Origin of the sequence: Candidatus Epulonipiscium sp. (genome assembly GCA_012519205.1) — a bacterium.
Classification (GTDB): Bacteria; Bacillota; Clostridia; order Lachnospirales; family Defluviitaleaceae; genus JAAYQR01.
Map to the genome: position 1 here is coordinate 104,652 of JAAYQR010000011.1, position 21,402 is coordinate 126,053.

Here is a 21,402-nt window from a genome sequence, read left to right on the forward strand (position 1 = left end):
AATTCATGGTATATTAAAAAACAAAGCATATATCTAACTCGATATAAATAAGATAATTAATGGAGTGGTAAATATGAAAGAGCAAATCTACACTATACCCCTTATTGATGCCTTTAAAGAAGATACAGAATGCCCCTTTTGTAGCCTTCATGCAAAATTAGAAAAAGAAGGCATTGATTTTATGTTAGGGGCCTCTTACATGGAAGACGATATTCGCATGGACACAAATAAAATGGGCTTTTGCCCTACCCACTATGAAAAGATGTTTTATGAGAAAAACCGCCTAGGCCTTGCCTTGATGCTCCATACCCACCTAGAGGAATTAAATGAAAGGCTTTCTAAAATTGCATCCTCTAACAGTGTTTTAACTCCCAAAGTCCCTTCTATTCTCACTAGTATTATTAAAGCGTCAAAAAAAGATACCTATAATGAAAATATTAATCCAATTTCCTCTTATCTAAACAAAATTTATTCCGATTGCTATATTTGTAATAAAATCGAAAATACTTTCGACCGTTATGTGGACACTTTCTTTTACCTATGGAAAAAGGATAAGGATTTTGTTTCCTTAGTTTCAAAAGGAAAAGGATTTTGTTTAAATCATTTCTCTTTGTTACTTGATAAGTCTAACTCCTTATTAAATAAAGAGCAATGTTCTCTTTTTGCAAAAACCATAATTCCCATCCAACTTGAAAACTTGAAAAAAATTGAGGAGGATCTCCATTGGTTTATTCAAAAATTTGATTATCGTTTCAAAGATGAACCTTGGAAAAATTCAAAAGACGCAGTTCAAAGAGGTATTTTAAAAGTTTCTAGTGCTAAGGTCCATGAATAAATTTACTCCTAGAAATTTAACTTTTATTGATTCTTCTAATAAATAACATGATATAATCTTTCAGAATACCTTTAAAACCAAATATAATTGACTTTTATTCACTCATAGTATTTAATATAGATGTATTTATTAAAACTTCAAAGGGGGAAATTATTTTATGGAACAACAACATCAACCAATACCTTATCAAAATGATTTGACTGAACCTATGACTGTAAAACAATGGCTTGGCACCCTAGCTCTTTTACTTATTCCATTTGCTAATTTTGTCTTAATGTTTGTTTGGGCATTTGGCTCCGGTACAAATATTAATAAAAGGAATTTCTTTAGAGCTCAACTGCTTCTTGCAGCAATAATAATGGGCGTGTACCTTCTTATTTTTATTCTTCTTATGGTCATGGGCATTACCTTAGCCACAATGCGATAGGATAAAAAGACTGGATTTAGAATATATTCTAAATCCAGTCTTTTATTTTTTTCAAAATCCTATTGACAAATTAAAAAATTATGGTAATATCTTATTTAATAACATTTATTACTAAATAATAATTATTACATATGGAGGTATGAAATGAAAAAATTTATATGCACAATCTGTGGTTATATTTATGAAGGAGAAGAGGCACCAGAATCTTGTCCGCAATGTAAAGCCCCTAAGGAAAAATTTATGGAGCAGTCTTCTAAGGAACTTGCTTGGGCTGATGAACATAGAATAGGCATTGCCAAGGATGTGGATACAGAAATCTTAGAAGGTTTAAGACAAAACTATCTAGGGGAATGTACTGAAGTAGGAATGTACTTAGCTATGGCCCGTCAAGCTGATAGGGAGGGATACCCAGAAGTTGCCGAAGCCTATAAGAGAATTGCTTGGGAAGAAGCTGAACATGCCGCTAAATTTGCTGAACTTTTAGGTGAAGTGGTTGCAGCCGATACAAAGAAAAACCTACAAATGAGAGTCGATGCGGAATATGGCGCATGCCAAGGAAAGAAAGATATTGCAACAAAGGCAAAACAACTTAATTATGATGCTATCCATGATACGGTCCATGAAATGTGTAAAGACGAGGCTAGACATGGTCAAGTATTTGCCGGACTTCTAAAAAGATACTTCTAAATTTATATAAATGTTGGATTTTCCCCCACACTAAGAAAGAATGTAGCCCCCTACATTCTTTCTTTATACTAAATTTTAAACTTTTACAAGCAAATAGGACTTTCTGGCCCTTATCATAAGGTTCTCTTTTCTACATGTTTATTATTAATTTAATGCTTTTTGTTTTTATGGTTATCCTAAATACATAATATAAAAGTTGGTGTAAAAATTTTGTTAAAAAAATATACTATTTAAAAGGATATGCTAATAATTTGTCGAATTAATAATAGTGGAAGAAAATTACTTAAAGGAGGTTGTTTACTTATGCCACAAAAAGGATTGTCTTCGGGGGCCTATGGGCTTAAGGAGGGGGAAAAATATACGCCATATATCCCATCTAATACTATAATACCGGAATTTACTGTTCTATCAGTAATATTAGGCATTCTATTATCTGTTATATTTGGGGCTGCAAATGCTTATTTAGGCTTAAAGGTGGGTATGACTGTTTCGGCATCAATACCAGCTGCAGTTATTTCTATGGCTATTGTTAGGGTTATTTTAAAAAGAAAATCTATCTTGGAAAATAATATGGTACAAACCATAGCATCAGCTGGAGAATCTTTAGCTGCAGGAGCAATTTTCACTCTACCTGCCCTATTTCTTTGGGGTGAAACCCCAAGCGCATTAACTATGACCCTTATCACTTTAGTCGGTGGTGTTCTTGGAGTGTTGTTCATGATACCTATAAGAAGATACTTAATTGTGCAAGAACACGGCAAATTACCTTATCCCGAGGGAACTGCCTGTGCCGAGGTTCTTATTGCTGGGGAAGAAGGCGGAAGCAGTGCAGGTTTAATATTTAGCGGCGGTGGGTTAGGACTTATTTATAAATTTCTAGGAGATGGGTTAAAACTCTTTCCAACAGAAATCGAAACTAAAATAAGGGGCTTTAAAGGTGCCGCTATCGGTATGGATGTTCTCCCTGCTCTTCTTGGAGTTGGGTTTATAATTGGTCCTAAGATTTCAGCCTACATGCTTGCTGGAGCCATTTTAGCATGGCTTGGATTCATTCCAATGATTTCCTTTATCGGGAATAACCTAACCTCGGCAGTGGCTCCCTCAGTTGATTTAATTAAAGATATAGGCTACTGGGGAATATGGTCTGATTATATCCGATATATAGGTGCTGGTGCTGTTGCTACCGGTGGGGTTATCAGCATGATAAAATCTCTCCCGGTTATGGTATCATCCTTTAAGGATGCTATTAAAGGTTATGGCTCTAGGGGTGATGCCTTTACTGAAAGAACTGATACAGATTTAAAAGGAAAATTCGTTACCATTACTGTGATTGCTTTAATTGTTCTTATGGGTATACTACCCATTATCCCCGTGGGTATAATGGGAGCTATCTTGATTGCTATTTTTGGTTTCTTATTTGTAACCGTTTCCTCAAGAATTGTAGGGCTTCTTGGCAGTTCATCAAATCCTGTTTCAGGTATGACCATAGCAACCCTACTATTTACTACGATAATAATGAAGGCAACTGGTGCTACCGGAAAACCGGGAATGATTGCAACCCTTTGCGTTGGTGCAGTAATCTGTACAGCAGCTGCCATAGCAGGAGATGCTTCCCAAGATTTAAAAACCGGCTATCTCATCGGTGCTACCCCTTGGAAACAGCAATTGGGTGAAATTATTGGGGTCGTGGCATCTGCTGTAGCCATAGGCTTCATCATGATTTTACTAAATAATGCCTATACTTTTGGTTCAAAAGGATTAGGAGCACCCCAAGCAACTCTTATGAAGCTTGTTATAGAAGGTATTATGGAGGGTAATCTACCTTGGAATCTTGTATTTATTGGTGTATCCTCTTCTATAGTATTTGAGGTTTTGGGCATATCTTCCCTACCCGTTGCTATAGGAATATACCTACCGATTCATTTATCAACTCCTATAATGGCAGGAGGACTTATAAAGGGTGCCCTAGATATGTTTGTTAAAGATGAAAAGGATAATAAGGCTAAAACAGAAAATGGTATCCTGTTTAGTTCAGGTCTAATTGCAGGGGAAGGATTAATGGGAATAATTCTAGCAGGGTTTGCTGCAGCCAACATAGATTTTGCATTTGAGACTTTCCCCTTAGGACAGATAGGAGCCTTGATAATATTTGCATTGGTAACATTATCCTTGATATACTATGTATTTATTAAAAAAACAAAAGAAAACATATAGAAATGAAAAAAAATAAAAATATATTAACTATGATACCTACAAAAAACAAGAGGATACTCTGGAAAATTAAAAAAGGCAGGGTGATCCTAACTATAAATAGGAGCACCCCCTTTGATAGGCTCATGCATAAACTTTTTAAAATACCCCTAAGGACCAATGTAGAGTTGGAGGAATTTGGTTCATTTATATGGCAGCAATGCGATGGAATTAAAACCATTTATGATATTTCTCAAAACCTAGAGGACAAATTCGGTGAAAGGGTTAATCCAGTTTTAGAAAGACTATTAGTATACATGAAAAGTTTAAAGGATAATAATTTTATTACCCTAAAATAATTTCCTAAATTATTAAATAAAAGCTTCTGCGGATATCCACAGAAGCTTTTATTTTTATTCCATATTTGCTAAGCTTTGATAAGCTTCAAGTCTTTCTTTAGCATCTTTTTCTGCTTGTTCAAATAGCTTTTCTGCTATTTCTGGGAATGTTCTAGTAAGTGATGAATACCTTACTTCTCCCATAATAAATTCTTTATAGTCTTCCTTTGGTGCCTTAGAATCTAAAGTAAATGGATTCTTTCCATCTTCTTTTAGAAGTGGATTATATCTATATAGGTGCCAGTATCCTGCTTCTACAGCTTTTTTAGTTTGTTCTTGTGTGCATCCCATTCCTATTCTAATACCATGATTAATACATGGTGAATAAGCAATAACTAGGGATGGTCCAGGATAACTTTCTGCTTCAATTAAAGCTTTAATGAGCTGATTTTGATTTGCACCCATAGCTACCTGTGCTACATATACATACCCATAGGACATCATCATTCTTCCAAGATCTTTTTTCTTGATTGGTTTACCAGAAGCTGCAAATTTTGCAACGGAACCTGTTGGTGTAGACTTAGAAGCCTGTCCCCCTGTATTAGAATAAACCTCTGTATCAAATACAAGAACATTTATATCTTCTCCAGAAGCCAATACATGGTCTAAACCACCAAATCCGATATCATATGCCCATCCATCTCCTCCTAGAATCCACTGAGATTTCTTAACTAAGAATTCTCTCTTTTCTAGGATTTCTTCGAATATTTCTTTAGCTCTTCCACTGCCGTTATAAGCTTCTAACATAGGTAATAATGTTAATGTAGCTTTCTTAGAACCTGCTGCATTATTAACATTTTCTACCCAATCCTTAAGAGTAGCCTTAATATCTTCAGAAATATCTAATGATACTGCTTCTTCTGCTATATCTTTTAATCTGCTTCGTATTTGTTTTACAGCTGTATACATACCAAATCCGTACTCTGCATTATCTTCGAATAAGGAGTTTGCCCAAGCTGGTCCATATCCGTTTTCATTGGTTGTATATGGAGTAGATGGAGCACTGCCTGCCCAAATAGAGGAACATCCTGTAGCATTGGCAATATACATCCTATCTCCGAATAGCTGAGTAATTAATTTAGCATATGGGGTTTCTCCGCATCCTGCACAAGCCCCCGAGAATTCGAGTAATGGCTGTTCAAATTGGCTTCCTTTTACTGTTGCAGTATTTAGAGGATTTTCCTTTTTGCTTAAGGTCATTGCATATTCCCAGTTTTCGATTTCTTTTGTCTGTGTTTCAATTGGTTTCATAACCAATGCCTTTTGTTTGGAAGGACAAACCTCAGCACAACTTCCACATCCAGTACAATCTAGAGCAGATACTTGTATTTTATAGGTATAGTTTTCTAAACCTTTACCGATGGCTTTCTTTGTTTCAAATCCTTCTGGTGTATTCTTTGCCTCTTCTTCACTTACCAAAAACGGACGGATTGCAGCATGAGGACATACATATGAACATTGATTACATTGGATACAGTTATCAATTTGCCACTCTGGAACCTCCACAGCGATTCCTCTTTTTTCGAATTTAGAAGTACCTTGTGGGAATGTACCATCTTCTCTGCCAACAAATGCACTAACAGGAAGTTTGTTTCCTTGTTGTCTATTTACAGGGTCTTGGATTGTTGTAACAAATTCTGGTAGTTCCATCGTTGCTGCTACTTCTTCAAATGCATTGGCATTAGTCCAGTGAGCAGGAACTTCTACTTTCATAAATCCATCTACCCCTCTATCTACAGCAGCATAGTTCATATTAACAATCTTTTCGCCTTTTCTGCCGTAGGAATCTACGATAGCTTGTTTCATATACTTAACAGCATCTTCTATAGGAATAATATTAGCTAATTTAAAGAATGCAGACTGTAATACTGTATTGATACGGTTTCCAAGTCCGATTTCCTTTGCAATACTTACCCCATCTATAGTATAAAAATTAATTTTTCTATCTGCAATAATTTTTTTCATCTGTGCTGGAAGTTTTTCTTCTAATTCTTCCGCATTCCAACCGCAGTTAAGTAAAAAGGTTCCCCCTTCTTTTAGATCGGACACCATGTCATATCTATCTAAATAAGATGGGTTATGACATGCAACAAAGTTTGCCTTATTTATTAAATATGTAGATCTGATTGGCTCTTTACCAAAACGAAGATGGGAAATCGTCACCCCACCAGATTTCTTAGAGTCATAATCAAAATATGCTTGAGCATACATATCCGTATGGTCTCCGATAATTTTAATGGAGTTTTTATTAGCTCCTACTGTTCCATCGGAACCAAGTCCCCAAAATTTACAGCTGATTGTGCTTGAACCTGATACGTCTAATTCCTCTCCTAATGGTAGGGATTTAAAGGTAACATCATCAACAATACCGATTGTAAATTGATTTTTTGGAGCATCTGCATTAAGGTTTTCGTATACCGCTACAATTTGTGCTGGGGTTGTATCTTTTGAACCTAATCCATAGCGCCCCCCCACAATAACAGGGCGATCTGCTTTATCTATAAATGCAGAACATACATCAAGGTAAAGTGGATCTCCGGTTGCTCCTGGTTCTTTAGTTCTATCTAATACAGCTATCTTTTTAACTGAGCTTGGAATTTCTTTTAAGAAATGTTCTATGGAGAATGGCCTATACAAACGTACTTTAAGAAGACCTACTTTTTCCCCTTTACTATTTAAATAATCCACTGTTTCTTCTATTGTATCTACCACTGAGCCCATAGCAATAATTACTCTATCTGCATCTGATGCTCCGTAATAGTTAAACAACCCATAATTTCGTCCTGTAATTTTATTAATTTCTTTCATGTAATCTTCTACGATTGCCGGAAGTCTATCATAAAAAGGATTAGATGCTTCCCTAGCTTGGAAGAAGATATCTGGATTTTGTGCTGTTCCTCTTAGAACAGGATGTTCTGGATTCAGAGCATTTTTTCTAAATGCTTTTACAGCATCCATATCAATGAGTCTTTTGTATTCTTCATAATCAATTACTTCAACCTTCTGGATTTCATGGGATGTTCTAAATCCATCAAAGAAATGAAGAAAAGGAACTCTTGACTTAATGGCACTAAGATGAGCTACAGAAGCTAAATCGATTACTTCCTGCACATTAGTAGATGCAAGAAGTGCAAATCCTGTTTGACGGCATGCCATAACGTCTGAGTGATCCCCAAAGATGGATAGGGCATGGCTAGCTACAGCACGGGCACTTACATGAATAACTCCAGGTAAAAGTTCCCCTGCTACCTTGTACATGTTAGGAATCATAAGAAGTAACCCTTGGGAAGCTGTAAATGTTGTTGTTAATGCCCCTGCTGCTAAGGATCCGTGAAAGGTACCCGCAGCCCCTGCTTCTGATTGTAATTCAACCACATTTACTTCTTGTCCGAAAATATTTTTCCTCCCATTAGCAGCCCATTCATCAACATGCTCAGCCATAGGTGATGATGGTGTAATTGGATAGATTCCGGCAACTTCAGTGAATGCATATGAAACATGAGCTGCAGCCGTATTTCCATCCATCGTTTTCATAACTTTTGACATCTTTTTACCCCCTTGTAATAATAAGTAGATTTTAGTATTTGTTTAAATACAATATAGAGAACCCCTATGAAACCAAATTATGTACTTATTATAAATCAGTTCTCTTAAATAGGCTTGTGCATAACACAAACCTACAATTTGCAACATGGTATATTGTATACATTTATTATAACATAGAATATGTTTTAGTAAATATCTATTTAGACTTTTTTAAGGTTTCTCCTATTTTATCGTTTACTATCAATTTTGCTCTATTATCGTATTGTGTTGACGACTTATTTATCAAAGCCTTCAATCTATTTGTTCCTATAATATCACCCCGACCTTATTCTAATACATAAATCAGATAATTACAAATCCATTGGTACGCATCTACTTGTTTAACTTTATTATAGTTTTAAATAAATCTCCGTCTAACTCTATATTGAGTTCTCCTCCATGGCAATCTACTATGGATTTTGCTATGGCAAGACCAAGCCCTGAACCTTCTGTATTTCTTGAGGTATCTCCCCTTTTAAATCTTTCAAAGAGTTCTTCTATGTTTTCTTCTAGTTCGTAATTTGAAATGTTTTTAAAGGTAATAGTTATATCTTTATCAGTCTCGGTGCTATTTATATAAACCCTAGTATTATCTAAAGAATATTTTAAAATATTACTTATAATATTATCAAATACTCTCCACATCTTACGGCCATCAACCCATGCATAAACATGGGGACTTAAAGAGGTAACCCTAAAATCTAAGGAAGACTTTTTGATTTTTTCATCATGTTCTCCTAAGGCTTGTTTGGTAAGCTGGACGATATCTATCTTTTCTCTAAATAACTCTATATTTCCTGTAGCCATTTTAGAAACTTCAAATAGATCATCAATAAGCACCTTTAACCTTTTTGACTTTTTATCTATTATTCCTATATATTTTTTCCTATCTTCTTCTGTTATATCTTTACTTTTTAGTAGTTCTGTATAATTCATGATAGAGGTAAGGGGGGTTCTAAGATCATGGCTTACATTAGAAATAAGCTCCGTCTTCAGTCTTTCACTTTTAATTTGGGATTTCTTTGAATTATCTACTCCCTCTTGCATTTTATTTATATTTACTGCAAGTTTTCTTAAAGGTCCCTTTCCTTTTAATTCTATTTGATTATTAAGGTTTCCATTTAAGACTTCCTCGGTGGATTTTAAAATAATATTAAAATATCCTAATTTGCTAAAGACATAATATAAAATTCCTCCTCCTAAAATTAGGGCTACTGGAAAGTATAAAATGATAAATTCAAACCTCTTTAGTACTACAATAGCTCCCATTCCCAGCGCAAATATGCTTCCCATAATAAATAAAAGTTTAAATACTACGCTTTTAAATAGAAGACTGTTTTCTAATTTCCCCTTTATTCTCCAAAGAATACTTTCTTTCCATAGAGATTTTAGTATTTCTGTGGATTTAAACATAGGTAATAAGAAATATATCTGCAAAAAAACCATTCCTAAAAATAAGGAATATATTATAAGCATTATAATATCCTTATATATAGTAGTTAAATAAAATCGTATGGTTATGGTGTTACTAAAAAATAGTACCATGATTAGTCCTAGAAGCCTAATATCAATAGGGAGGGAATTATAATATTTTCTTAAGGGTTCTACAACTTCTAATATGTCCTTTCTCTTTTTAAATCCTAGTATTAAAGAAAATACTAGAATACTTAAGGAAAGTAGTAAATATACCAGAAATCTAATTGTACTATTTTTATAATCATAGGCATTTTCTGCTATTAAACTGTGTTCATCCTTGGGTATGGCTATAAATCCTTTTAAATTCCTAGTAATGAAAAATCTATTGATACTAATCATATTATCGTTAGCTTTTGTATAACAAGGAAACTCCCGCATATATAGACTATTAGCTCTTATATCAGCATAAAGAACATTCTCAGGAACATTAGAATAAACCTTTCCATTGCCTTCCTCTATATAATATTTAATATAGTTTTGCATATGCCAAAATCTAGACTTGGTATTTTCTAGATTCTTTTCTAGTTCGGCTGTTTTTGTATTTATTAATTCTTTCTCTAACTCTTCTTCTGGTTTTTCATATTTTTTTCTTATTTCTTCCATCTTTTCATTTCGTTCTCTTAGTAATTCTTGTGCATAGTCAAAGGCATTATTATTACTGGCTTCTGCTATTTTACTTTCATATTCAACTTCAATCTTGGATATTTTATTATCCACTATATTATCATAGTGATTTTTCAGCTCCATTATATCATCTGATTCTATTTTTATGCTTTCATTCTTATCTAAGTAGATTTCAGAAAACAAATTAAGAAATCGTTCAACTTCTGATGTAAATTCTTCCGTTTTAAAGTAACTACCTTTCAACCTATATGGAAGCCAATTAAAATTTGTTTGTAATATCCCAAAACTATAAGAAAATAATATTATAAATGTAATTGCCATGACTGCTTTCTTAAAATTATTTTTCAATTTTATATCCAATCCCCCACACCACCTTTAAATATCTTGGTTCTTTCGAATTAATTTCTATTTTTTCACGAATTTTTCTGATGTGTACTGCTACTGTATTTTCCGAGCAAAAACTTGGTTGATTCCATACTTTTTCATAAATCTCATCGATTGAATAGACCCTAGGAGCATTAACCATAAGAAGCTCTAATATTTTATATTCTGTAAAAGTTAAACGAACTCTTTCACCATTAGCAATAATCTCTTTTGTTTCTTGGTTTAATATGAGACCATTTATATCTATTACTTTTTTTAATCCCTCATAAACCCCTAGCTCCATATATCTTCTTAATTGAGCTTTAACTCTGGCAATTAGTTCAATAGGATTAAACGGTTTTGTAACATAATCATCCGCACCTATTTTAAGTCCGAGTACTTTATCTGTATCTTCGCCCTTGGCTGTAAGCATAATGATAGGTATATTTTTTTCTTCTCGGATTTTGAAGGTGGTACTTACCCCGTCTTGTCTTGGCATCATGATATCCATAAGTATTAAATGTATTTCCTCTATTTCTAAAATTTCCATTGCTTCTATGCCATCTTTAGCATGAATTACACTTATCCCTTCATTTTTTAAATAAATCTCAATGGCATCTCTTATTTCTTTCTCGTCATCCACTACTAAAACTGAATATTTTTTCATAGTTAATACTACCTTTCCTAAATACTAAATATTAGTATTGTATCATACCTCCTTGCTTTTTATATCTTTAACCTTTATATGTAGGATTATAAATCATAATCCTTAAAATACCCTCTATATAAATCTTAATTTTTTCTTAAGAATGAATAGATACCAATTCCCCTCACATCGTTTTCCAAAGAAACATAGGTATAAGAAGTGAACATACTCGGTATTTATTACAATATAAATCTACAGTCAAAATGAATTGTAATTAAAAATAATAAAATCAAGTGCCACTACTTTCCACTGTTTTTCTACTATGATTTACTGGATAAATGTCTTATAATAGATATTGGTTTTTACGCGCTTGGGATCTAATATGTATATCATCTAATGAAGACATAAAAGGAGTACATAATGGCTAAAGACTATTTGATAAAAGAAAGACCGGCGAAGGCTTTATTTGTTTTTGCTTTGCCCATGATTATAGGTAATTTTTTTCAACAATTTTATACCATGGCAGACTCTGTAGTAGTCGGTCGGTTCGTCGGTGAAAATGCGCTGGCGGCTGTAGGTGCTTCCTATTCTCTTACGACGGTATTTATTTCAATTGCCATCGGGGGTGGTATCGGAGCTTCTGTTATTACCAGTCGATATTTTGGCTCGAAAGATTATAAAAAGATGAAACAGTCTATTTACACTGCTATGTTATCATTTCTAGTTTTGAGTTTAATACTAGGGATTTTAGGATTTTTAACCGGAAAGGAAATTATGCAGTTATTAAATACACCAGAAAATATTTTAGACATGGCAACAGAATATTTAAATATATATTTTTTGGGACTCCCATTTTTATTTATGTATAATGTGATTTCTGCCATGTTTAATGCCTTGGGCCGCTCTAAAATTCCCTTATACCTACTGATATTTTCTTCTATTCTCAATATTATCTTAGATGTATATATGGTCTATTCCTTGGGTCTAGGGGTCAGTGGGGTTGCGTGGGCTACTTTAATTGCCCAGGGAATTTCTGCTGTTATATCCTTTATACTATTTATGAGGGAGCTAAGTTCATATCCCTGTGGGAGTCAAAGGCTTTTCGATGGAATGGAACTTAAAAGCATGACTAAAATAGCTTTACCCTCTATTTTGCAGCAATCTACCGTGTCCATTGGTATGATGCTAGTACAATCCGTAGTTAATAGCTTTGGATCTGAGATGCTAGCTGGGTTTTCAGCTGCCATGCGTGTTGAAAGTATCGCTTTAGTGCCCATGGCAGCCATGGGAAATGCTCTTTCCTCTTACACTGCCCAAAATATTGGTGCTGGGGAATATGAGCGGGTTCGAAAGGGATTCCGCTCAGGAAATATTATTGTATTTATTTTTGCAGTTCTTATTTGCATAGTCCTTGAATCTTTTCATACTCCAATTATTTCAATATTTTTAGGTAGTGAGGGTACTCACCTTGCCATGGGAACAGGGGTAAACTATCTTAAATTCATGGGGTGGTTCTTTATACTTGTTGGGATAAAAATGAGTACAGATGGGTTGCTCCGTGGGGCTGGTGATATGAAGATGTTCACCATCGCTAATCTTGTAAACCTGTCAATCCGAGTAATTGTTGCAATTACTATGGCGCCCCGCTTTGGCATAGCCATGGTATGGTATGCAGTACCAATCGGATGGTCGGCAAACCTTGTAATTTCCTTCTTCCAATACCGAACCGGAAAGTGGAGAGAAATCTAACATGGCATTATGCTTTGCCATCCCTTTGGGTTCTTCATCAAAAACCTCCTGTCCTGACTATAATCTAATAATCAACAGGAGGAGACAATGTTCAAGTATGGGCAAACAGGTACCAAAATTAATGACCGCAGTGCCTGGTACGGTACTCATGGTAGAGATACGGTCTGGTTATGCATTAATAGGTTTATTAGGTTTTTCTCTGTATTATTGGAGCCTTTAAATGTATTAATTTCTTTGTTTAGATTTTCCATTTTCTCATCTAGCTGGGCTACTGTAAGTGCAGCCTCTTTTAATTCATCCTTTAAGTTTTGGGGAATCTCCTCATTATACTTGTAGTAGATTTTATGCTCTAGACTTGCCCAAAAATCCATACCCATGGTGCGGATTTGAACTTCTACACAGACGTCTTCTACCCTATCGGACATAAAGACAGGTACCTCTAAAATCAAATGAAGGCTTTGGTATCCATTGGGTTTTGGGGTTTTTATATAATCTTTATATTTTATAGTTCTTATATCTTTTTGGTTTTGTAGCATCTCGCTTAATTTGTATATGTCGGATACGAATGAGCAAACAATGCGAATTCCAGCTATGTCCTTAATGTTTTCTCTTATAGATGGCAATGAAGCCTCTATACCTTTTCTATGGACCTTTTTTAGGATGCTTTCGGGGGTTTTTATCCTAGATTTTACATGTTCAATGGGATTGTATTCATGAATATATTGAAATTCCTGTTTTAAGATATTAATTTTTGTGTTCAATTCATCCATACCGAACTTATAAGACATTAAAAATCTTGTTAATTGTTTTTCTAATACTTTTAATTGGTTTATATCTACTGCTGCCTGTATTTCCATATTTGTTATATCCCTTCTTCTATCATAAAAACTTAATTATTTAATTGTTTTTCTATGGACTTAATGAAAATGTCTTTTAGGTGGAACTTATTTAAGGGGATTATATATTATTTTTGTGAACTAAATATGAATAGAAAGCAAAAAAAGACGATTCATTATATTAATCTTAAAATGAATCGTCCTTTTCATTATTCTAGAAATTACATGCTAGCTAAACCGGGATGGGTTAAGGTGTACCAGATTATTAAAAGCACCAATGCTAAAACTAGTAGCGCAGCATCAGCACTAATCCCCGTTAGAGTAGCACCTCCAACCGTACCGTTTCTAGATTTGTTAAATTTATTAAGGGTGAGGCAAAGACGAGAACTTATAGTCTTTATTACTTCCCAAATATCTGTGGTTAAATAACAAAAAGTCTTTTCAAGTTTTTGAAAAATATAAATTATCCCCATACCATTCAACTTTCCTAAGCCCTCTAATGTTAACCAAATAGGGGGGGTCCAATGAAAAGCTCCCGTCCTAAGTCCCATCCAGCACACCAGTATACCAAGGGCTAAAGTAATTACCATGCCCATGACATCACTTAGATTCCAAAAAGAAAAATTAACCAAACTAGCTGCGGCATCTTCCATCCCTAAGGCTCTTGATACTGGCACAGCAATGATATTTGGAAAAAGTTTTGGTACAAGCCCTATTACTATCATAACTAATACCAATAATCCCATAGATATTTGCATCCGTGGGAACCTATCATCAGATACCTTAATCTTAGTAGGCTCCCCCAAAAATATTAAGTAGTATAACTTCGCAAATGATGCGGCTGTACCAACCCCTACTAATAGAAACAGCCGTTCTACCCAAATAACCCAAGCTACACCACCTTCAGCAGCCAAACTAACCCCATGGTGAAGCAGAGTCTTACTAGCATAACCATTAAGTCCCGGGGTACCGGTAATACCTAGTACCGCTAGAAACATTAGTATAGCAGTGATGGGGAAACGCCGTCTAAGCCCACCCAGCTTATACAAATTTGTCTCTTTCGAATGAATGTAAATAATACCAACACCTAAAAACAGGGCAACTTTAAATAAGGCATGGTTTACAATATGATAAATTGATCCCATTAATCCAAGTCCACCATCTAAACCTAGATAAAGACCAATACCTAATCCTAAAATGATATAACCCATTTGACTTACACTATGATAGGCTAAAAGCCGCTTAGCATCACTTTGAAGCAGTGCTGCTACAACACCTATTAGCATCGTACAGATACCAAGTATAGCTAGACTTGGACCAAGCCAAGACACTTCACTTCCTAGTCTTGTGCCCCAACCTGCAAATTCCCCTACTCGTATTAGGCCATAAGCCCCTACCTTTATCAATAATCCCGATAAAAGCGCGCTGCTAGGGGTAGGTGCCGCTGAGTGTGCATGGGGCAGCCAAAGATGCAAGGGCGCCATACCTGCCTTTATCCCAAACCCTATTACAAAAAGAACAATACTCCATGCGAAAAAGCGTGGATTTAAAGGAGTAATAGAGCCTACCCCAATATTTAGTGGAACATCTGTAGATATACCCATTAATACAATCCCTAAAGCTATAAAAAGACCACCAATTATACTAAAAAACAAATAGAAATATCCAGCCTTAATAGCGCCTTTATCCCATCGATGTACAACCCAAAAATACGATACGACAGTCATCAGCTCAAAAAAAAGTAACATTGTAAGTAGGTTACCGGCTAAAAAAACTCCCAATACTGCCGTTAGGGTAAACAGCGTGCAAATCTCATAACCCTTTTTTCTGCCTTCATATTTCATATAGTCCGGTGCATATATTGAAACAACCAGCCAGAGGAAAGCTGCTAATACTACAAAAACCGCGGAGAGGGGATCCATGTGAAGGGCCAGGGTAAAGGGACCCGTTAAATCCATTTTATAAGTTAGTGACATGCCCCTAAAAACATCTCTAATGGTAAAACCTCCCATAGCAAGAACGATAGCACTGGCGATAAAAGGTATGTTTATTGACCTTTCCCGCATTAGGGACATAATAAGTGCTCCTGCAAGGGGAACAGCTATAAGTATCGTAAGCAACATAACACTACCTCCATTCTTTAGAAAAACCAGTTGACAACAGCTTCAACTCCAGGCCAAACAACTCCAGGCCAAATCCCCATAAATACCGCTACTACGGTCAAAATCACAGTTGGGGTCAGCATAAAGAACGCCCTGCCCCCTGCCTCAGCTCTAGGCCCTTTTCTTCTTCCACGAAAGGCATTCACTATAACAGGTATAAAACAAACAGCATTAAGTATCCCGCTACCGATTAACACCAAAGCAAGCGGCCACTTCCCTCCTGCGGCACTTCCTTTCATCAAGTAATATTTGCCCCAAAAGGTATTAAGGGGCAATATACCAATCATCCCCAAAGTAGCAATACTAAATATGGTCATTGTCTTAGGCAGATTCCAACCGATTTCACCCATTCTACTGATTTTAGTTTCGCCAGTCTGCTCAGCAATAATTCCCGCACAAAAAAAGAGTGTAATTTTTAACGTAGAATAACTAATCATATGCATTATAGCCCCCGCCAATCCCCATGGATGCAGCGTAAGAGCACCTAGTAAAATATAGGATATATGACTGATGGTCTGGTAAGCCAAGCGTCGCTTTAACACATCTTGCCTGATGGCTATGATAACCCCCATCAAAATCGTAATGGCCACAATCCAAATAAGAATAGTACTAAAACTTAGTTTTCCCATAAGTTCATAACCAAATATGGAATATACAACCCGTAAAATCCCATAAGCTCCTGAATAAACCACCGCTACCGCATGGAGCAAAGCACTCACCGGGGTCGGTGCTGCCATGGCTTCGGGTAGCCATTGATGTAATGGCATTACCGCTGCCTTTACACCAAATCCAAGAAAGAACAACAACAATAACCAATTAAGTTCCGGTCCATATAGATGGGCCAAAATAGGAGTGCCTGTAAACTCAAGATTCCCTGTCCAACTATAGGTGATCACAATTGCAATCAAAATTGCCCCTGCACCGGAAAGACTATACATAATATATTTTGAACCAGCTTTCATGGCCTCTGGATTTCGTTCATGAATCACAAGGGGGTAGGTGGCAAAGGTAAGCAGTTCATAAAATAAATACAAAGCCACAAGATTGCCTGAAAAGGCTACCCCAAGCGTCATACTAAGAGATATAAGAAAAAATATATAATATGTCCGTTGTTTTTGTTTTCCTTCCATATATCCAAAGGAGTATATAGCAGCAAAAAGCCATAAAGTAGAGGCAATTAATCCAAAAATAATTCCTAATGGATCCGGAGCAAAACTCCATGCTAATCCTCCAAATTGACCGGCTATTTTGATATGCTTCCCTGCAAAAACCATATGGGCAACCCTCCAACTAAAAACCATACCGGATATAGTAGAAAGCGCAACAATAAGTTTGCGTAAATTATTTACCCGTTCTCCATCTCGGGGCATTAAAGCAACAATCAAGCCTCCAATTATCCCACTTGATAAAGCTAGAATTAGATACAACATCTTTTAACTCCCCTTTCCCCTATTAAAGCGTCAATAATTCGGCAGCTGCCCTATTGGCTAATTCTAGTAAAGGTCCCGGTATAACTCCTAAAATAATAACTGCTGCCGATAATAAAATAAGGGCGGTTTTTTGTGCTAATCCGGGATCTTTCCAATCTTTTTGTGGTGCCTGCTCAAAATAGGCAATCCTAATAACCGGAAGGAGATAAGCAGCACAAAAGATACTTCCTGCAATAATCACGATAATAGGAAGAATGGTCCCTGCCTCCAAACCTCCAAGGAGTAGATTCCATTTTCCAATGAAGCCAGAAAATAGGGGTATACCTATTAGACCTAAACTACCAATGGTAAAGGCTGTCGCTGTTATCGGCATTTTTCTGCCAATGCCGGCTAATTCATTAATATTTTTCTTGCCTGTAGCAGCAATCATAGCCCCTGCTGCCAAAAACAAGGTCGATTTTATCACTGCATGACTGGCCAAGTAAAACAATGTACCTGTTAATCCCCTAGTATTTACAAGGCCTAAACCAAGAAAAATATATCCCATCTGGGCCACCGTAGAAAAGGCAAGCCTACGTTTTAATTCTTCCTGTTTAAGAGCCGATATGGAACCGGCTATAATGGCAACCGTTCCTGTCAGAACTAACATCTTATCTATGGCAAAACTTTTTAATAAAGTGGGCCCAAATACGGTATATAGGATTTTTAAAAGACAGATTAAATAGCCCTTTACGGCAAGTCCGGACAAAATAGCACTAGCCGGTGAAGGGGCTGATGAATGGGCATCTGGTAGCCAAACATGCAGTGGAAAAAGGGCTGATTTCACCCCAAAACCTACTAATAAAAAACTAGCTGCCATCCATACCACATGGGGATTATTCTGCCAAATAGTCGCCAATTCCGAAGAGGCAAATCCCATATTAAGATTACCGGTAATAATATATATAAAACCAATCCCCCCTAATACCAAAGCAGAACCGAGAGTCGCCAGTATCAAATACGTAAAAGCAGCCTCAGCAGCCCTAGGGTGATTCCGCGAACTTACTAAGCCACAACAGCTTAGGGTAGCTACTTCTACTAAAACGAAAACATTAAAAAGGTCATTCGTTAGAGCCATCCCAGCTAGGGTACCACATAATAATAAAAAGAGCACATAAAACCTAGCCACCCGTTCCTTAGCCCCTACCTCTTTTGTAAGGTTATCCTTAGCAAATAATGCAATAGGCAAACTAACCCCAGCTACAACCAATAGGAAAAAAACCCCTAGATTACCTGCCTTAAGTTCTATACCCCAGGGTGCTTCCCAACCCCCTAAACGGTATATTATCGGAATTCCCTCTTTTTGTAAAAAAACTATAGATGCCAAATATCCTGCACCTATAAGCATTAAGACCTCGATAAAAATAACCAAGCCTTCCACTAACCGCATTCGTTTAGCAAGGGTTGGTAGAATGAATGCAATAAATAAAGGAGCGATAATAACAAATACCGGCAAATTAGCTGTCACTGTTTCCGCCATCCCCTAACACCTCATTTCTCATCTTCGCTATTTTCCGAGCATTTGTAGTTCCATAAGATTGATGTAACCGAATAATAAGTGCCAAAGCAAAGGCTGTTACACTGACACTAACAACTATACCCGTCAACATTAATGCTGATGGGAGAGGATTAATATATACGGGACTAGGCTGATTTCCATCAAGAATTGGCACAGCCCCTCCTCTAATATTACCCCCGGCAATAAACATAATAAAAATAGAACTTTCCATAATATTTATTCCAATCAATTTTTTAAACAAATTGTCCCGAGTCAGAACAGTAAGTACTCCAATAATAAACAAAACAACCGCAAAGGTATATGGATAATTGATGATTAGTTTTTCGAGAAATGTCCTCATATTTCCTCCTCCTTCATTGTAAAAAACAAAGTTACCATGGTACTGGCTACCCTAATACCAACACCTAGGCCAAGGAGAGAAATAAGCCCTCCAGAAGAAAGGGTTCCCGGCACACCTAAATCAAATCCCCCCAGCTTATTCGCCAAAAAGGGGACCCCTCTGATAATTCCTACCATTCCCATGATACCGTACCATAGGGTACCATAACTCTCTGTCCAAATCAGAACCTTTTCAGGAAGCTTAGCACGGCCTTTTTCCATGCCATAAATTGTAGAATATGCGATAAAACTAAGCCCCACTATAATTCCCCCTGCAAAGGAACCCCCGGGGGAAATATGGCCATGGAGAATTACATAAATCCCATATATACACATAAGAGGGAAAATTATAGCAGTTACTCTTTTTAAAATAAAATCCTTCATTAATCATTCCCCCTTGCTTTATAGGATTTTAAAGTAATAACCACAGCAAGAGCTGCTGTAAAAAGTACAATTGTCTCGAACATCGTATCGTATGCCCTATAATCAAGCACAATAGCAGTCACCATATTAGGAACTCCAGTATCTTCTAAGGCCTCGTTAATATAACGCTTAGAAACCTGATTATGCACAGGGTTATCTGGCATCCCATAAGGTGGCAATTCCGCCACCGCTATTAAAACACCATAGGTTCCTAGTAAAACTATAATTAAAATCAACAAGTTTCTTATTTTCAATATTACTCCTCCTTTCGGCCGGTGCGAAAAACAACCACCATCATCAGGACGGTCATACAAATTCCTGCAGCAGCCTCCGTGACAGCAAGATCAGGAGTATTCATCTGTAGCCATATAAGAACCATAACCAAACTGTATGCACCATAAATGATAACCGCATGCAAAAGATCTCTAATAAAATACATAGCCAAAGACGCCATCACTAGGATGAGCAGTAGAACCATAATCCAATAATCTGTAATTATAAACTCCATATGCTCACCCCTTCCTCAGTTTTGTGTCCTTTACAGGTTTTATACCATGTATCAGACCTGCTTTTGCTACTAGATGGGTCATTGTAGGATTGATTATCCAAAATAGCAATAAAATAACCCCTAATTTTATTCGCAAAATCCAGTTAGGACTAAGCAAGAAAAGCCCTACCCCTATAAGTCCCACCCCTAGGGTATCACCAATTCCCACTGAATGAATACGAGTATAGGGATCCGGAAATTTAAACAATCCAAGGGTTCCTAGTCCAAAGGCTATAAAAGAACCTATAAAACAAATAGCTACTATTAATCTAATCATCGGAAGACACTTCCTCTCCGTCACCTTCAAAGCCCTTAAGCCCCGATATCCTAAGCTGCCAATCCCCTGGGGTAAATACCCTAAGTATCCAAAGGCTACCTACAAATCCGCATAGCATAAAGACAAAGGCAACATCAATAAATCCATACTCTTTTCTAAAAAAAGCCATTAATAAGATAATCATACATACTTTACTGGTAATTGCATTGATAGCAATAAGACGATCCATGGCCGTAGGGCCTATAATACCCCTACAAAGTACCAGAAGAATCAGCATCATGAGCCCTGCTAGTATCCACTGCATACTTCTCCCTCCTTTTTTGTATTCCTATCTCCAATTTTCTAATCTCATCAATCATCCTCCAATGGGGTAGGCCCATCGCATTTTCTTTTGTAAGGGCATGAACAATAAACCTGCCGGTTTCAGGATCAATATCGATAGTTACCGTGCCTGGGGTAATAGTAATACAGGTGGCAAGTAGTATTCTTCCCCAATTACTTTTAATATGAGGCTGCATCACTACAAATACAGGACTTACCGCCGGATTAGAAAATAACAAAGTTTTAGCTACAAGAACATTAGATTCGATAATATAACCTACTAAGAATATAAGACAACGCCCAAGAAGTGCCAGTTCCTTTAAGGAAAGTATAATAGGCAGCCTTGGATTAAGATCCCTCCAAAACCAAACAACAATTAAGGTAATAATCATACTGGCAAAAATATGCTGTATATCAAACTCTGCAGAAATCATCATACTAAAAAGCAGCATTAAGACAAAGAAAATAAATGTTCGTTTCCACATAATAT

At 36.3% G+C, this 21,402-nt stretch carries 21 protein-coding genes; 7 read left to right on the plus strand and 14 right to left on the minus strand.

All coding sequences use genetic code 11. The annotated features are described in order from the left end of the window. Window positions 1-73 precede the first annotated feature (73 nt). The 6 genes from GX308_03640 to GX308_03665 all read left to right on the plus strand — a co-directional run bounded on the left by GX308_03640 (window position 74) and on the right by GX308_03665 (window position 4,498). Window positions 74-835 (plus strand): hypothetical protein, encoded by a 762-nt coding sequence (locus GX308_03640; protein NLK21179.1) that lies wholly within the window; start codon window positions 74-76, stop codon window positions 833-835. A 65-nt stretch (window positions 836-900) separates the two neighbouring features. After that, window positions 901-1,035 (plus strand): hypothetical protein, encoded by a 135-nt coding sequence (locus tag GX308_03645; protein ID NLK21180.1) that lies wholly within the window; start codon window positions 901-903, stop codon window positions 1,033-1,035. Window positions 1,036-1,043: 8 nt separating this feature from the next. Further along, a complete protein-coding gene (locus tag GX308_03650; GenBank protein ID NLK21181.1) occupies window positions 1,044-1,262 on the plus strand; it encodes a hypothetical protein in 219 nt (72 codons plus the stop codon). 144 nt (window positions 1,263-1,406) lie between these two features. Beyond that, on the plus strand, window positions 1,407-1,949 hold the full coding sequence (locus tag GX308_03655) for an NADH peroxidase (GenBank protein NLK21182.1): 543 nt from the start codon (window positions 1,407-1,409) through the stop codon (window positions 1,947-1,949). A gap of 303 nt (window positions 1,950-2,252) precedes the next feature. Further along, window positions 2,253-4,163 carry an oligopeptide transporter, OPT family gene (locus tag GX308_03660; GenBank protein ID NLK21183.1) on the plus strand — a complete coding sequence of 637 codons (1,911 nt, stop codon included), beginning with the start codon at window positions 2,253-2,255 and terminating at the stop codon, window positions 4,161-4,163. Window positions 4,164-4,165: 2 nt separating this feature from the next. Next, the gene (locus GX308_03665) at window positions 4,166-4,498 is read left to right on the plus strand and encodes a PqqD family protein (protein ID NLK21184.1); all 333 of its coding nucleotides are present in this window, start codon (window positions 4,166-4,168) and stop codon (window positions 4,496-4,498) included. A gap of 54 nt (window positions 4,499-4,552) precedes the next feature. Here the strand turns inward: GX308_03665 and nifJ are convergent, their stop codons facing one another. The 3 genes from nifJ to GX308_03680 all read right to left on the minus strand — a co-directional run bounded on the left by nifJ (window position 4,553) and on the right by GX308_03680 (window position 11,252). Then, window positions 4,553-8,083 carry a pyruvate:ferredoxin (flavodoxin) oxidoreductase gene (nifJ, locus tag GX308_03670; GenBank protein ID NLK21185.1) on the minus strand — a complete coding sequence of 1,177 codons (3,531 nt, stop codon included), beginning with the start codon at window positions 8,081-8,083 and terminating at the stop codon, window positions 4,553-4,555. A gap of 372 nt (window positions 8,084-8,455) precedes the next feature. Continuing rightward, window positions 8,456-10,582, minus strand: a complete 2,127-nt coding sequence (locus GX308_03675; GenBank protein ID NLK21186.1) for a sensor histidine kinase — start codon at window positions 10,580-10,582, stop codon at window positions 8,456-8,458. Then, a complete protein-coding gene (locus GX308_03680) occupies window positions 10,560-11,252 on the minus strand; it encodes a response regulator transcription factor (protein ID NLK21187.1) in 693 nt (230 codons plus the stop codon). The genes GX308_03675 and GX308_03680 overlap by 23 nt, the downstream gene beginning before the upstream one ends. Before the next feature lie 399 nt (window positions 11,253-11,651). Here GX308_03680 and GX308_03685 point away from each other — a divergent pair, with 399 nt between their 5' ends. Further along, window positions 11,652-12,980: an MATE family efflux transporter gene (locus GX308_03685; protein ID NLK21188.1), complete on the plus strand. Its 1,329-nt coding sequence runs from the start codon at window positions 11,652-11,654 to the stop codon at window positions 12,978-12,980. 146 nt (window positions 12,981-13,126) lie between these two features. Here GX308_03685 and GX308_03690 read toward each other — a convergent pair whose 3' ends face one another. The 11 genes from GX308_03690 to GX308_03740 all read right to left on the minus strand — a co-directional run bounded on the left by GX308_03690 (window position 13,127) and on the right by GX308_03740 (window position 21,397). Continuing rightward, complete coding sequence (locus tag GX308_03690) at window positions 13,127-13,837, minus strand: GTP pyrophosphokinase family protein (GenBank protein ID NLK21189.1); 711 nt, start codon at window positions 13,835-13,837, stop codon at window positions 13,127-13,129. A 200-nt stretch (window positions 13,838-14,037) separates the two neighbouring features. After that, window positions 14,038-15,939 (minus strand): proton-conducting membrane transporter, encoded by a 1,902-nt coding sequence (locus GX308_03695; protein ID NLK21190.1) that lies wholly within the window; start codon window positions 15,937-15,939, stop codon window positions 14,038-14,040. A gap of 17 nt (window positions 15,940-15,956) precedes the next feature. Beyond that, window positions 15,957-17,408 carry a monovalent cation/H+ antiporter subunit D family protein gene (locus GX308_03700; protein NLK21191.1) on the minus strand — a complete coding sequence of 484 codons (1,452 nt, stop codon included), beginning with the start codon at window positions 17,406-17,408 and terminating at the stop codon, window positions 15,957-15,959. Window positions 17,409-17,430: 22 nt separating this feature from the next. Next, window positions 17,431-18,927 (minus strand): monovalent cation/H+ antiporter subunit D family protein, encoded by a 1,497-nt coding sequence (locus GX308_03705; protein NLK21192.1) that lies wholly within the window; start codon window positions 18,925-18,927, stop codon window positions 17,431-17,433. After that, window positions 18,905-19,306 (minus strand): cation:proton antiporter subunit C, encoded by a 402-nt coding sequence (locus GX308_03710; protein ID NLK21193.1) that lies wholly within the window; start codon window positions 19,304-19,306, stop codon window positions 18,905-18,907. Before GX308_03710 ends, GX308_03705 begins: the two co-directional genes overlap by 23 nt. After that, complete coding sequence (locus GX308_03715) at window positions 19,303-19,728, minus strand: sodium:proton antiporter (GenBank protein ID NLK21194.1); 426 nt, start codon at window positions 19,726-19,728, stop codon at window positions 19,303-19,305. Before GX308_03715 ends, GX308_03710 begins: the two co-directional genes overlap by 4 nt. Next, window positions 19,728-20,021: a hypothetical protein gene (locus GX308_03720; GenBank protein ID NLK21195.1), complete on the minus strand. Its 294-nt coding sequence runs from the start codon at window positions 20,019-20,021 to the stop codon at window positions 19,728-19,730. The genes GX308_03715 and GX308_03720 overlap by 1 nt, the downstream gene beginning before the upstream one ends. A gap of 2 nt (window positions 20,022-20,023) precedes the next feature. Continuing rightward, the gene (locus GX308_03725) at window positions 20,024-20,263 is read right to left on the minus strand and encodes a DUF4040 domain-containing protein (GenBank protein ID NLK21196.1); all 240 of its coding nucleotides are present in this window, start codon (window positions 20,261-20,263) and stop codon (window positions 20,024-20,026) included. Window positions 20,264-20,279: 16 nt separating this feature from the next. Next, a complete protein-coding gene (locus GX308_03730) occupies window positions 20,280-20,591 on the minus strand; it encodes a monovalent cation/H(+) antiporter subunit G (GenBank protein NLK21197.1) in 312 nt (103 codons plus the stop codon). Next, window positions 20,584-20,895, minus strand: coding sequence for a hypothetical protein (locus tag GX308_03735; protein NLK21198.1), 312 nt, complete (start codon window positions 20,893-20,895; stop codon window positions 20,584-20,586). Before GX308_03735 ends, GX308_03730 begins: the two co-directional genes overlap by 8 nt. After that, window positions 20,843-21,397 (minus strand): Na+/H+ antiporter subunit E, encoded by a 555-nt coding sequence (locus tag GX308_03740; protein ID NLK21199.1) that lies wholly within the window; start codon window positions 21,395-21,397, stop codon window positions 20,843-20,845. The genes GX308_03735 and GX308_03740 overlap by 53 nt, the downstream gene beginning before the upstream one ends. Window positions 21,398-21,402 lie beyond the last annotated feature (5 nt).

Bases quoted from the DNA above. Each gene is read 5' to 3' on its own strand.
- GX308_03680 (NLK21187.1), bottom strand. From the start codon at position 11,252: ATGAAAAAATATTCAGTTTTAGTAGTGGATGACGAGAAAGAAATAAGA.
- GX308_03665 (NLK21184.1), top strand. From the start codon at position 4,166: ATGAAAAAAAATAAAAATATATTAACTATGATACCTACAAAAAACAAG.
- GX308_03700 (NLK21191.1), bottom strand. From the start codon at position 17,408: ATGTTGTATCTAATTCTAGCTTTATCAAGTGGGATAATTGGAGGCTTG.
- GX308_03710 (NLK21193.1), bottom strand. From the start codon at position 19,306: ATGAGGACATTTCTCGAAAAACTAATCATCAATTATCCATATACCTTT.
- GX308_03660 (NLK21183.1), top strand. From the start codon at position 2,253: ATGCCACAAAAAGGATTGTCTTCGGGGGCCTATGGGCTTAAGGAGGGG.
- GX308_03735 (NLK21198.1), bottom strand. From the start codon at position 20,895: ATGCAGTGGATACTAGCAGGGCTCATGATGCTGATTCTTCTGGTACTT.
- GX308_03690 (NLK21189.1), bottom strand. From the start codon at position 13,837: ATGGAAATACAGGCAGCAGTAGATATAAACCAATTAAAAGTATTAGAA.
- GX308_03650 (NLK21181.1), top strand. From the start codon at position 1,044: ATGACTGTAAAACAATGGCTTGGCACCCTAGCTCTTTTACTTATTCCA.
- GX308_03705 (NLK21192.1), bottom strand. From the start codon at position 18,927: ATGGCGGAAACAGTGACAGCTAATTTGCCGGTATTTGTTATTATCGCT.
- GX308_03685 (NLK21188.1), top strand. From the start codon at position 11,652: ATGGCTAAAGACTATTTGATAAAAGAAAGACCGGCGAAGGCTTTATTT.
- GX308_03730 (NLK21197.1), bottom strand. From the start codon at position 20,591: ATGATTAGATTAATAGTAGCTATTTGTTTTATAGGTTCTTTTATAGCC.
- GX308_03695 (NLK21190.1), bottom strand. From the start codon at position 15,939: ATGTTGCTTACGATACTTATAGCTGTTCCCCTTGCAGGAGCACTTATT.
- GX308_03715 (NLK21194.1), bottom strand. From the start codon at position 19,728: ATGAAGGATTTTATTTTAAAAAGAGTAACTGCTATAATTTTCCCTCTT.
- GX308_03655 (NLK21182.1), top strand. From the start codon at position 1,407: ATGAAAAAATTTATATGCACAATCTGTGGTTATATTTATGAAGGAGAA.
- GX308_03740 (NLK21199.1), bottom strand. From the start codon at position 21,397: ATGTGGAAACGAACATTTATTTTCTTTGTCTTAATGCTGCTTTTTAGT.
- GX308_03640 (NLK21179.1), top strand. From the start codon at position 74: ATGAAAGAGCAAATCTACACTATACCCCTTATTGATGCCTTTAAAGAA.
- nifJ (NLK21185.1), bottom strand. From the start codon at position 8,083: ATGTCAAAAGTTATGAAAACGATGGATGGAAATACGGCTGCAGCTCAT.